The sequence below is a fragment of the Xylanibacter ruminicola genome (assembly GCF_900142525.1).
GTDB lineage: Bacteria > Bacteroidota > Bacteroidia > Bacteroidales > Bacteroidaceae > Prevotella > Prevotella ruminicola_A.
This window is the reverse complement of the sequence record NZ_FRBD01000006.1, coordinates 22,759-36,560: the sequence shown is the minus strand read 5'-3', so window position 1 is coordinate 36,560 and position 13,802 is coordinate 22,759. Positions and strand designations below refer to the sequence as shown.

Below are 13,802 nucleotides of genomic sequence, written 5' to 3'. Positions count from 1 at the left end.
CGCCGTATGGCTAGCCAAGAAAGTTTAATCAACATTACAACTGAGGTCCTGCAGCTACGAGTGTCTTACCAGCCTCGTTGCCCTCGTACTTCTTGAAGTTCTTGATGAAGCGGGCAGCCAGATCCTTAGCCTTCTCCTCCCACTCAGCAGCAGTAGCGTAAGTGTCGCGAGGATCAAGGATAGCAGGATTTACGTTAGGCAGCTCTGTTGGAACCTCGAAGTCGAAGAAAGGAACCTTCTTTGTAGGAGCCTTCAGGATGCTTCCGTCCAGAATAGCGTCGATGATACCACGTGTATCGGGGATAGAGATACGCTTGCCGGTACCGTTCCAACCAGTGTTTACGAGGTATGCCTTAGCACCGCTCTTCTCCATCTTCTTAACCAGCTCCTCAGCATACTTTGTTGGGTGCAGCTCCAGGAATGCCTGGCCGAAGCAAGCAGAGAATGTTGGAGTTGGCTCAGTGATACCGCGCTCTGTACCAGCCAGCTTAGCTGTGAAACCAGACAGGAAGTAGTACTTAGTCTGCTCTGGAGTCAGGATTGATACTGGAGGCAGTACGCCGAATGCATCAGCAGAAAGGAAGATAACGTTCTTAGCGTCAGGACCTGCGCTCTTACCGTTAACCTTCTGAGCAATCTTCTCGATGTGGTCGATAGGATAAGATACACGAGTGTTCTCGGTTACGCTCTTATCAGCGAAGTCGATCTTACCATCCTCAGCTACTGTTACGTTCTCCAGCAGAGCGTTACGCTTGATAGCGCCGTAGATGTCAGGCTCGTTCTCCTTGCTCAGGTTGATAACCTTAGCGTAGCAACCGCCCTCAAGGTTGAATACACCCTCGTCGTCCCATCCGTGCTCGTCGTCACCAATCAGCAGACGCTTTGGATCGGTAGAAAGAGTGGTCTTACCTGTACCTGACAGACCGAAGAAGATAGCAGTGTTCTTACCCTCCATGTCGGTGTTAGCAGAGCAGTGCATTGAAGCGATACCCTGCAGAGGCAGATAGTAGTTCTGCATTGAGAACATACCCTTCTTCATCTCACCACCGTACCATGTGTTGATGATGCACTGCTCGCGGCTTGTAGTGTTGAATGCTACGCAAGTCTCTGAGTTCAGACCCAGCTCCTTGTAGTTCTCAACCTTAGCCTTTGAAGCGTTATAGATAACGAAGTTAGGCTCGAACTTCTCAAGCTCCTCAGCTGTTGGCTGGATGAACATGTTCTTTACGAAGTGTGCCTGCCAAGCTACCTCAACGATGAAGCGAACAGCCAGACGAGTGGCCTCGTTAGCACCGCAGAATGCATCAACTACGTAAAGCTCCTTGTTGCAGAGCTCCTTGATGGCGATCTCCTTAACCTTTGCCCAAACCTCCTCAGACATTGGGTGGTTATCGTTCTTGTACTCCTCAGTTGTCCACCAAACCTTATCCTGGCTCTGTGCATCCTTTACGATGTACTTGTCCTTAGGTGAACGGCCGGTGTAGATACCAGTCATTACGTTTACAGCGTTGAGCTCGGTGTTTACGCCCTTGTCGAAACCCTCGAGACCAGCCTTTGTCTCCTCTGCGAACAGAGTCTCATACGATGGATTGTGAGCAATCACGGTAGAACCGGTGATGCCATACTGAGTCAAATCTAACTTTGCCATATTACTAATCTTTATTTAAATTGTGAATATTATCCTCTGTTATATATAACTTTCTAAAAAGCGCTGCAAAGATACGAAATAATTGAGAATTAAGATGTAAGAATTAAGAAAATTTTGTGCGCACACAATTCTTTTTAGGTTAAAGAAATTAAAAACCAGTCACTTGGCAGTCCTTTTGTCATTTAGACATATCATTTTTTACTGCGTCTCAATGAACTGTGCCGGCGTCATTCCGGTTTGTTTCTTGAAGATGGTCTGGAAGTATGAGCGCGAGCTGAAGCCGCAGTTCTCTGCTATGGTGTCGTTGTTCCAATCGGGATGCTCCTTCATCAGTCGTTTGGCTTCCTCCAGTCGCAGGTGTGTCAGCCAGGGGTTAAATAACTCCCATTCAGTATGCTTGAGCCACTGCGTGAGTTGATATCTCGGCACACCTATTTCTTTTACTACTTGCGCCATGTTGATGCCGTTCTTCAGGTGTCCACCTTTTGCTGTCCATTGCTTTATGGCTTTCTCTATATATCGAAGGTCTTTTTCGTCCATCGTTGAGCTATCTGTTCCTTCGTTCAGTCCGGCTTCTTCAGCGCTTTCCTCTGCGTCGTTCAACTCCTTCTGTCGTGCGTGATCCACGCCATAGCTGTAGAAACTGATAACGCAATAGAAGATGGTAAAGAACAACGTCATCGAGTAAGCCAGCAGCCAACCGTTACTCCAGAAGATAGCTATAGGTGCCATCAGCCCCGATAGTCCAAGCAGAGTCACGCTGATTGTCATCCAGTTCAGTATCTCGCCCTTATCCTGGTCGTAATATCCTTCCAGTGCACGCTTCAGCCTTTTCAGCTCTAATGCATTTAAACCGCTATAATATGCTTGCATCAATAAGTAGAGTACAGCTGAAATCAGCTCTGCCGTACGCATCTCAGGTGTGTCGTTCAGCAATGGCTGGTCTTCTGCAATAGCTGCGGTCAGTAGCGCTGTTACCGCAAGAAGATATGTCACGATTCCCACCGCCCAGTCGCGTTTCATAATCCGACCTTGTCTTAGCAGGTTCATCACAGCTAGACTTATCAGACATGCCGATGGAATAAAGAACAGCAGGTTCACCATTACCGCCTGTGTCACACCCATCTGGCGGAAGTGCAGTGTATATTGCAGTAAGAATTGTATGGGTAGCAGCACTGTTCCAGCCGTCATCAACCATCGTGACCGGCTGAATACTTTGCTATTAGATTGCCATTGAGGTAGCATAAATGCCAACATCATAGTCAGGCCACTGGTCAGTACGATGCCCGCAAATTGCATGTGGTCTATAGGTATCATCTCCCTCTTAATTTCGATTAATTGGGTGCAAATATACAAAAAATATTGATTTGGGTGTTAAAAAGGCCACGTTTTTAACACCTAATTGTTGATTTTCTAACACCATTTGCGATTTTTGAACACCTTATTCGGAAAATTTTGTCTATTTTTGCACCCAAATTCCAAAGATTTAAATATTATTAATCAATATCATTATGTATCAACAAAAACGCATTCAGCTTTTTTTGCTACTGCTAACCATGTTGCTTTTGGTTGGCACGCAAACTGTCAAAGCCGATGACAATCTGCCTCGTATTATTCTTCCATCCCTAACAACGAATGGTGATGATGATGGCGTTATTGGTAGTACATCGTTTATTACCGAAAGGCAACCGTATTTCACCGTATACGTCTGGGTGCGTAACGAGGATCATTCTGATACCTACTGGAAAGAGGCACCAACATTGTATGTCGATGGACATGGAGTAACGCTCAGTGATATTCATGGTGATCATGGATTTAATAAATCGACAGATTGTTACCAGTATGTTTGCTGTGATGCCGATAGTGTTTACTACATTGCGCGTACCCGTCCAGGCTTTATGGCTAAAAATGATGATAACAAAAAGTTTTGGCTTACATACACTAATCTTGCGAATTATTCCAACTGTGACCAAGACTGGTATATTCCCGTCGACATCTATATTAGCAGGAACAGGAACGGCGCCTATCATAAAATTGAAGTTAAGGGTTTAATGGAGACTGACGATGGCGAGAATGAAATGACAGCCAAGTCGTATGATGATAAAGAGTATTTCGTTGAAACACATGTAACTAAAAGCCCTACAGAATTATCCACTAAACTTACTCATTTGCAATGGAGTAACCCCGGTAAGCTTACTTTCACCTCTACCGAAATGAATGAACCAAGCAGCGGATGGGGTAATTACACAATAAACCTTGAAGATGTTTATAGTGGCACTATAAATTATGGAGAAAATGGCTCAGTTACCAAGGATTATAGCTCTAATCCCAACTATAAGGATAGTTGTTCGTATAAAGTTGGTTATAATTATTGTGGCGTATACAATGTTGACGATCATTCAAGGAAATACACTGATAACGGAACCACTGAATTCGTTTTTTGGATAAACCCTGCTGGCAACCGTTATCATATATCAGCCTCTGGTAATGCCAATGTTGCTTATATGTATGATAGAGATCTTACTATATTTAACAGGTACTACTTTTGGGATAACTCTCTTCCTGTAAATATTACGGTAAAAGGTCTTGATAGAAATATTATAAAACTGGAATTGATGGATATGTATGGCAGGGTAGTAAAAACCGAAAGCTTTACCGAACCACAGTCTATAGCTACCATTGCCACCCCAGGTAAAAGTGACTATTTGTCGTATGTCAGAGTTACTTTCGACCTTAGTACAAATGGATTTGCCATCCGTTTTATTGACCAAGCTAATAAAGGCGCATCCACTTTGCCTTATCCTAAAGATCTTAATGCAACGTATGATGCCTGGAATAAGAAAATCAAGCTTACCTGGAATTCTGAAAACCATAGTAATAATGCGGGTGTAAACTTCTATTTATATCGCAAAGATATAGCAGCAAACCACGATACACTGTTCATCATAAATGCCGCTCAATCTTATACCAACTATTCTTTTGAAGACAAAACAGCTGAATACGATACGAAATATACGTATGAAGTATATTATGTTCCAAGTGGTTGGAACAACACTCCTAAACAACCTAATCTCGGCACTACTTTAGAAAATGCCTGCCTTAATCGCACGGTACAACTGTCGGAGCTTTCTGCTAAGGCATTAGATACAAAGTACCAGTTAGACTGGTCTATTTCTCCAGAGTTGGACAGGTCTGGTTATGAGTTTAAAGTATATCGTAAAGCTGTTACGGCCGATAATCCTAATCTTAATTATACTGACTTTACCGAGACCGACAAAATCGGCAATATAGAAGTATCAAATCCCAAGACGCTGAAGTATACCTACTACGATGAGAATTTCGAAACTGATAAGACTTACTCGTATATGGTTGTAATCAGTAATATTCAGGGCACAACAAGATATACCAGTCCTACCATTCCTGATGGAAAGCCCGGTTCCTCGTATGTCAAGTCGCTAAAGGCATCGCATGGAAACTATACCGACAAGATTAAACTTGAATGGAGTGCAAATCTTGTAGGTACCGATTATCTTGAATACGACATCTACCGCCATAAGATTGTAGAAGGCGAAGACACTGTTTCGTCAGTCGCTTCGGCCGAGTTGCTTTCGTGGACAAAGATTAATTCAAGTCCTGTTACGAGTCCTACAACCTCATTCATTGATAATACTGATAGTGGTGCTGAGCCCGGTTTCTACTATGCTTATGCTATTGTAGCCCGTACAAATGGCTCTGATACTCAGTTCTCTCGTCTGGGCACTTATGGCTTTATGCGCAGCACTGGTACGGTCTACGGCGCTATCAACTATCAGAATGGCGCTTATGCAGCCGAGGGCGTCAAGGTAACCCTCGAGTCGAACGCCACTACCAATCAGGTATTCAACTCTATGCAGTTTAATGGCGGTGAGGGAGGCTTACACTGGACTTTAGATGCATCGCGTAAAGCTTATTTCAGTGGCGATTTCAGTGTGCAGATGTATGTGCGCCCAGAGGCTGATAAGAACAATGGTACCTGCCTTCTCGATATGGGCGGCAAGCTGTTTGTTACACTGAGCGATTACGATGCCAATAGCGGTTACAAGCTCACATTCTCTGATGGCACAACAAGCGTAACCTCTACGCGTAGTATCATGCCCGACAGATTTAGCCACATCACCTTTGTCCACAAGGGCGACAATAGCGCAGTGCTTTATATTGTTGCTGGCGATTCTATCGTTTCTGAGAATATCAGCCTGCCGCTTAGCATGAGCTCTATGGATGGTCATGTGGCTGTAGCTTCTGATACAGATAAAGCCCACACTCTTAATGGATATATCGATGAAGTGCGCTTCTTCGACATCCTGCTTACAGAGCACGATGTTAAGCAGAACTACAACCGTATCCTTGGTGGTGAGGAAGAAGGCCTGAAGGTTTATTGGAACTTCGACGAAGGCATCAGCACCATCAGAGCCGCCTTTGACTACTCTAAGACCAATTCTGTAAATAACGAGAACGAGGCAATAGTCTATGCAGGTCACCGAACCAATATTGTTACGCCGTCGCAGAACCAGCTCTCGCTCTTTGGTATGACCGATACCAAGGGCGCCTATACCATCAGCGGTATTCCGTATATGGGCAAGGGCACTACCTATAGTGTTGTACCAACCAAGGGCGTTCACGAGTTCAGTCCTACTACCCGAACCATATATGTCTCGCCAACAACACTTACCTTCGATCCTCAGAACTTTGAAGATAAGTCAAGTTTCCATGTAAAGGGTATTGTATATTACGAGAATACCACTTATCCCGTAAAAGACTGTTATTTCCGTCTTGATGGCGAGACTATCTTGAAAGATAGCAACGGCAATATCATCAAGACCGACGATAAAGGCGAATATACTCTCTCTGTGCCCATAGGCGATCACTTTATCCAGATTCTTAAGACTGATCACACCTTTCTAAATAATGGCCGTTATCCAGCCACAGGTACAAAGAACTTCAACGACAGCATCAGTCACCTTACCTTTACCGATATGACCAAGGCTAAGGTAGTGGGTCGTGTAGTTGGTGGAGCTGTTGAGAAGGGCAAACCTCTTGGCTTCGGTCAGAGCACAGCTAATATCGGTGCTGCCACACTGACTCTGCTCACCGCCAGCTCTCTCGAGGATGCTAAGCGCATGAACGTATATATCGACTCTATCCAGGGCACCTTCGATAGTAACCCAGACAGAATCTATTATAAGCAGGCTTCCGACAGTATCAAGAACTGCCAGGCTTACGTAGGCGGTAAGAGCGAGGGCGATGATAAGGTTAAGACCATTACCATCAAGACCGACCCTGAGAATGGTGAGTTTGCATTCTATATGCCACCTGTACCTTATTATATTTCTACAGTGGTTGATAATAACACAGAGGCTTCGGCATCTTTTTCAAGCAAGGTTCTGCTCGACTGTTCAAATATCAGCGACTCTACTTGTTCTGTCTTAACTATGGGAACCGATAGTTTGAAGTATTACTATAACACCGCTTTAGTGCAGACCTACACCTCAAGTCCGGTTATTACGGTTGAACAGACCGACAATACCGATGGTGCCTTTGGCGATTTCAAGGTTCCTGCAGGCGAAGTAGGGGATAGCGTAATGGCCTACACCGTTACACCCGATTCAATTAAATACAATTATGGTTATCCGATCTTCTTAAGCGGATATAAATACGACTTTAAGATTTCGTCGTTCGAGCGCTACGTGAATTATGACCCAGGTGTAGCCGAAAACAAACGCGAACAGCATGTGCCTACTGCTGGATACCTTACCTTCAGAAATCCTTGGGCGGTTAATAATGACACCGTGCAGGTAGAAAGGGCATTCTTAGACTCTGATGGAACATATACCTATTCATTTATACCTGTATATCCAAATGAGGTATCTCCTTATACTAACAATCTTAATGTCTCACTCACCATCGGTGATAATGTATATGCTTGGGATTGGACTAACGGCAGCTATGTAGGACCAATGGAATGCTATGTGTTTGGTTCTGTATTAACTGGCAATACCAGCGTTACTGCTGCTCCCGACAAGCTGATTAATATTATCCGCGACCCATTTGGAAGTAATTCAAACCAGACATGGAGCTCTGGTTCTGTCACTGATTACGCATTTAAAACATCTGTTGGCGCATCAGTAAAGTTAGGAAGTGATACTAATAATACGAGTGGTATTGCTATTAAGATTGCTGAGGGCGCACCAGGATTATATGTCAAATCAGGAGGAATGGCTGAAGGAAATAGAGGTACAGGTATCAGTTGGAAAGTTGGATTTAATTTAAGTGGTGGTGTTGATTGGCAATTCACTACTACCGAGAATTTCTCCACATCATCACAGGCTTATTATGATGGTCCTAATGGCGACCTTTTCATTGGTGTTTCTGGCTCGCTCATTTATGGCGATGGTCTTGAAGTCATGCTTGTTGATAAGCAGAACGGTAGCTATGCTGTTGGAACTCGTGAAGTCATCTGTACTGCCGATTCTATTGAGACAGAATTTGCTTATACTCAGGACCATATTATAAACCACCTCATACCAAGCTTCAAACGTATGCGCGAGGCCCGACTCGTACAGGTTAGTGAGGCTGCTTTGTTGGAGAAAAGAGCAAGCTTTGTAAACAATACCGACTCTATCATCTACATGACTTCACTTTCTCCCGATGATCCAAGGTTCGGTACTTGCAACGATGATTCTCTTGCTTGGGGCGACCAGGCTGTGAATACATGGGATTTGAAGTGGCGAAGTGACAGTCTGTGTACCTATGGTCCCAGCTATACTGCTTTCTTGCCAGCCAGTGCCAAATACCATAATGATGAAGAGATGTGGGATGCCATTGTAACTATCAACTCAAATATCCAACTGTGGGAAGATTACTTGTCGTTTAATGAAAAGCAGAAGATAGAAGCGTATAGCAATAGTCCCGAAAAGTATTATAGTTTTGATAGTGGATCAACAGTATCCTATTCAGCCTCAACATCAGTCACCGATAATGAGAATCTGCAACTCTCGCATAATTTAAATACTTATAAAAAATTCTATGCAATTGCTGCTGCTAATCAAGGAAATGTAAGTGCCTTCTCTGGTGGTTTTACCTTTACATTCGATAATACATTAGATGGTACTGGTTCTCGTTCGCATAAAAGCAGCAATACCTACACCATTAACCTGAGCGATCCTGTTGCCGACAACTTCCACGAAGTGAGAATCTATAAGGATCCGGGCGACTTCAGTTTGATTACCCGCCAGTCTGACGGTCAGACAAGTCGCAACTACGAGGGCGAGGAGCGCACCAAGTACTACCATCCTGGCCAATATATACTCTCTAACGCTACTGTACAGATTGAAACACCAAAGATATTCTGTGCTCAGCCCGTGCTTACAGGTGTACCTGCTGGCGATCCTGCCGTGTTCCAGTTGAAGCTTACCAACCCCACTTTGGCCAACCTGTCGCGCCGTATTGATTTCAATCTGATGGTTGATTACGACAAGTGGGGACAGATGTCGGAAGTATCTATCAATGGCTCTCCTGATGCTTACAACTTTGACATCTCTCTGGCTCCTGGCGATAGTGCTATGGTGACGCTCAAGGTGAAGCCTGCCTCTAACGAGATCAACCACATCGATAGTCTACATGTTAGCTTCTATTCTGCGGGCCAAATAAGCATGAGCGACGATATCTACCTGTCGGCTCACTTCCAGCCTCAGGCCGAGCCCGTCACGCTTACAGCCTCTAAGACGCTGATTAATACTGCTACCGATAGCACGCTGGTGCTCACAGCTTCAGGCTACAATCGCGACAACAGTATCCTTAACGCCGTTCGCATGCAGCAGCGCAAGGTGGGTGCCCCCGATTGGACCACCATCCACACTTGGGTTAAGGGCACGCCTGCCGGCTCTACCGAGAGTCCGCTGCCCGAGAGTAGCATCGATACGCTTATCAACATGCGTAACCAGACTGCATATCCCGATGCTGAATACGAGTTCCGTGCTGTTACCGATTGTACTGTTGGCAGCCAGGATGTACTTGGTGAGAGTGAGATAATCAAGGTCACCAAGGACGTAACCCTGCCAGCTCCTATCCACCTGCCACAACCATCGGATGGTGTGCTTAGCGAAGGCGATGAGATCAGCATTGAGTTCAATGAGGATATCTACTCACAGAGTCTTACCGAGAACGATAACTTTGTGATTCAGAGTGTGCTTAATACCGACTCTGTGGCCCACGACATCGCCTTGCTGCTTAGTGGCTCTAATGTAGCAGCTGCCTCTACCCAGAGCAAGCTTACGCTTGGTGGTACGTCGTTCACCATCTGCGGATGGGTAAAGCGCGACAACACGGCGGGTACCTTCTATCAGCATGGCGAGGCTAATGATGCGCTCAGCCTCAATATTGATGCTGATGGCTATCTGCTGGTTGAGATGAAAGATACTTTAGGTACACGAAAGACCTACAAGTCGAATAATACCCTGCCTATGGATACCTGGACCTACCTGGCATTTGTATACGACTATCAGAACGAGTCTATCTCTGCCTACGCTGCTTATGGCGACTCAGAGACGAATCTGATCGTAGACGAGAAAGTAGGCAAGAAGCTCTCTGCCGAAGGAACTATCTATGTTGGCAAGGGGCTCAAGGGTGCCATGCACGAGCTGTCGCTCTACAGTGCAGCTCTTACCTGGACCACCATCAAGGCCCAGATGTATCTCGGCAAGGGCAACACTACACCTGCTCTCATTGGCTACTGGCGCCTTGACGAGGGCCACGGCAATATATCCGAAGACCGCGCCCGCAGCCGCCACATGCGCCTGTCGGCTAACAATGCATGGTATATGGAGAACGAGAATATCTCGCTAGCTCTCGATAATACCAACTATGCCTCTATACCTATGGGCAATCTCTCCATGAACAATCTTAACAGCTATACCGTTGAGATGTGGGCTCAGGTTGATCCAACCTCTAAGAGTGCCAAGCTCATGTCGCTCGACGAGGGCCAGGTGCTCGATGTCATTCTGAATGATGGCAAACTCCATTTGGTGGCCGATAGCGTTGCATATTCTACAACTACCGTCATCAACGACAACCAGTGGCACCACGTTGCACTCAACGTGCTGAAGGGTGCTGGCGGTAAGGCAGCCTGCCTGCTTGTCGACGGCGTTGCTGTGCTCAGCAACCTTGAGTCGGCCAAGATTCCAGCTTTGGCCGGTGCACAGCTTCATCTGGGTATAGATCTGAAGGGTGCTATCGACGAGGTTCGCCTCTGGAACGCTACCAACACCCAGGAGTCGATTGTCGACCGTATGTACTACCGCCTCGACGGTTCTAAGACCGATGGCCTTGTAGGCTATTGGCCTATGGAGAAGTCGTACTACGATGTTTACGACCAGCGCGTCTATAGCTTCGCTGTTGAGAATATGGCTAAAGGTGCTACTGCTTCCACCTCGCTTGTAGCCAGCAGCGCAGCTAGCCTCGTTGCCGGTAACTCGGCTCCCGGTCTGAAGGTGGCACCTAACAAGACCAACCTCGACTTCAGCTTTGTGGCCAACGAGCGCACCGTGTCTGTCACGCTCGACCACAGTCCAGAGAAGCTTGAAGGCTGTACCGTCTTCACTACTTTGCGCGACTACTATGACCTGCACACCAACGTTGGCCGCCCCATCACCTGGAGCTTTGTAGTTAAGCAGAATACGCTGAGTTGGAATACCGATCAGATTGATATGAATGTGCTGGCCGACCGCGACAACACCTTCACCGCTACGCTCTATAACAACGGCCCTGCCGACCAGGAGTGGTCGTTCACCCAGCTACCTTCATGGCTGGAGGCCAGCGAGACCAGCGGCTTGATCTTTGCCCACGGCTCCACCCAGATTACTTTCACGGTTAAGTCTGGCAATGCCATCGGCAAGTACTTCACCACCATCAGCGCTCGCGGTCAGAAGGGCATCGACACACCGCTCGATATCTGCCTGACTGTTGAAGGCAAGAAACCCGACTGGACGCCCAAGAAGTACAATGAGAGTATGTCGGTTATCGGCCAGATCAAGATCGACGGTCTGCTTTCTAATGATCCTAACGACATGGTTGGTGCCTTTACCGAGGGAGGCGAGTGTATAGGCGTAGCTCAGCCTGTTTATTACAAGACCATGGATGCCTACTACGTGTTCCTCTATATCTACGGTACTAAGGAGATGAGTGCTAAAGCCGACAAGGTTCTGTTCCGTCTCTACGATGCTTCTACCGGTTTTACTTATCCTATGACCACGGTATCAAAGGATGTCGTCTTCAGCCGCGATGCTATAGTGGGCGACGTGATGAAACCCGTTATCTGGGAGAATAATGAAACGGTGATGCAAACCGTGCCACTTAAGCCGTATTACAACTGGGTATCTCTTAACGTCATTCCTGCTTATTCCGAGCTCTCTCAGGTGTTCAGTCCTGTTAACAACCAGGTAAACAGTGTAGAGCTTGAAGACAAGACTTATTACAACGAGAATGGCAAGTGGGATGCCGATACCGAACTGAAGATCGGTCAGATGATGAAGGTAGATATGAACAATGCAGCCGACCTGTATGTAGTGGGCGAGAACATGAACCCTGCCGATTGTCCTGTAACCATCAAGCATGGTGTTAACTGGGTGGGTGTTCCTTCAACCAAGTATATGACCATCGATGAGGCTTTTGCCGGTCTCAATCCTGAGGAGCTCGACTATGTTAAGAACCAGACGTCGTTCAGTCAGTTTGTCAATGGTAAGTGGTTCGGCAGTCTCTCGGTTATCGAGCCGGGCAAGGGCTATATCTACGTCTCGCAGTCTGAAACTAGCAAGACGTTTACATTCCCAAGTGATATAACTGAAGATGTCGACACCGTAAACGTTCTCACTTCAGGGGTGTCGGCCAACTACTATTATCCTCATAACATGGCTGTTACCTGTACCGTTCACGATAAAAATAACAATCCTCTTAAAGCCAGCTCTATAGCAGCTTATGATAACGAAGGCGAACTTCGTGGCCACTCAGTCAAGTGCGTGCGCGATAGCATATACCTCGTCGTCATCAGCGGTAAAATGACTGGCGAACCTCTTGTTCTTAAGGCTAATGTACCCGAACTTAGTGATGAAGACCAACCTGTAACGATCCTTAATTTCAGGATTGATCATCATCTTGGTAACGTTCGCAGTCCGTTTGTTATTGGCGCAACCATAACTACCGACATCTCGGAGACTGTGTTCGATGCAAGCAGCCGCTTGTCAGTCTTTAATCTCTCAGGCCGTCAGGTATATAGCGGCAGCTATGCCGACTTCGATCGTCGCAACCTGACGCAGAATGTCGTCTACATCTTCCGTGAGATCAAGACCGATGGTACTGTCAATACCCGTAAAGTGAGAATTGATAGATAGAACTATGGATGAACAATTGTATAATCTTACACTAGTTATAGTGGGGGTGTTAGACCTCGCAATGGCTTTAGGCTTGTTGATAAACAACTATGCCTATCGCCATTACCCGGTGTACCGCCGCTCGCTCAGACTCACGGCCCTGTTCTTTGCCGTGTTCGGTATAGGCCTGCTACTGCACTATCACTTCCAGTGGCGCATGTCCTATCCGTTGATGGCCACGGCACTCTCTGCCACCTATTTCCATATCTCGGGTGTTGCTATTACCTGGAGCCATACGTCGCTGCTCAACCCTCGCTACCTTAGTGGCAGGGTTGTGGCGCGCGATGTAGCCTTCCTGGTTGTAGGTCTGCCCGCCTATTGGATTTCGGCCACTTACGGTTCACTGCTCACGCTCCACTATTCGCTCCTCATCTTCTTGGCCCATGCCACATGGATGTCGTTCGACTTCTACACCACCTATTTCCGCGTCAGTCGGCGGTTGATAGCCATGAAGCAGGGTAGCGTTGAGGGCTTTATGCGGTGGATGCTGCGCTCCTGCCACTTCATCATCGCCTTTGGCATAGGCAGCATTGTGTTTACCTCGCTGTTCCCGGTCAATATCTGGCCATACACTGTTCTGCTATGCATTAGCACTTTTGTGTTTGTCTATATTTATTATTCCATCAGCGAGTATGGCTCGGTTGTCGACTCTGCCACCAATGCCACCGAAGATGCTGCAGTCTGAATCTGCCTCT

General features: G+C 46.4%; 4 protein-coding genes. 2 read left to right on the top strand and 2 right to left on the bottom strand.

Annotated elements, in window-relative coordinates:
- Positions 1-34: 34 nt before the first annotated feature.
- Together pckA and BUB86_RS05010 are read right to left on the bottom strand one after the other, a co-directional pair.
- Complete coding sequence (gene pckA, locus BUB86_RS05015) at positions 35-1,648, bottom strand: phosphoenolpyruvate carboxykinase (ATP) (RefSeq protein ID WP_073206447.1); 1,614 nt, start codon at positions 1,646-1,648, stop codon at positions 35-37.
- 198 nt (positions 1,649-1,846) lie between these two features.
- Positions 1,847-2,965, bottom strand: a complete 1,119-nt coding sequence (locus BUB86_RS05010; protein WP_073206444.1) for a helix-turn-helix transcriptional regulator — start codon at positions 2,963-2,965, stop codon at positions 1,847-1,849.
- Between the two features lie 194 nt (positions 2,966-3,159).
- On the opposite strand from BUB86_RS05010, the gene BUB86_RS05005 reads away from it, so the two are divergent.
- Positions 3,160-13,068 carry a LamG-like jellyroll fold domain-containing protein gene (locus BUB86_RS05005; RefSeq protein ID WP_081373108.1) on the top strand — a complete coding sequence of 3,303 codons (9,909 nt, stop codon included), beginning with the start codon at positions 3,160-3,162 and terminating at the stop codon, positions 13,066-13,068.
- Between the two features lie 4 nt (positions 13,069-13,072).
- Positions 13,073-13,792 carry a hypothetical protein gene (locus BUB86_RS05000; protein ID WP_139261423.1) on the top strand — a complete coding sequence of 240 codons (720 nt, stop codon included), beginning with the start codon at positions 13,073-13,075 and terminating at the stop codon, positions 13,790-13,792.
- Positions 13,793-13,802: the final 10 nt, after the last annotated feature.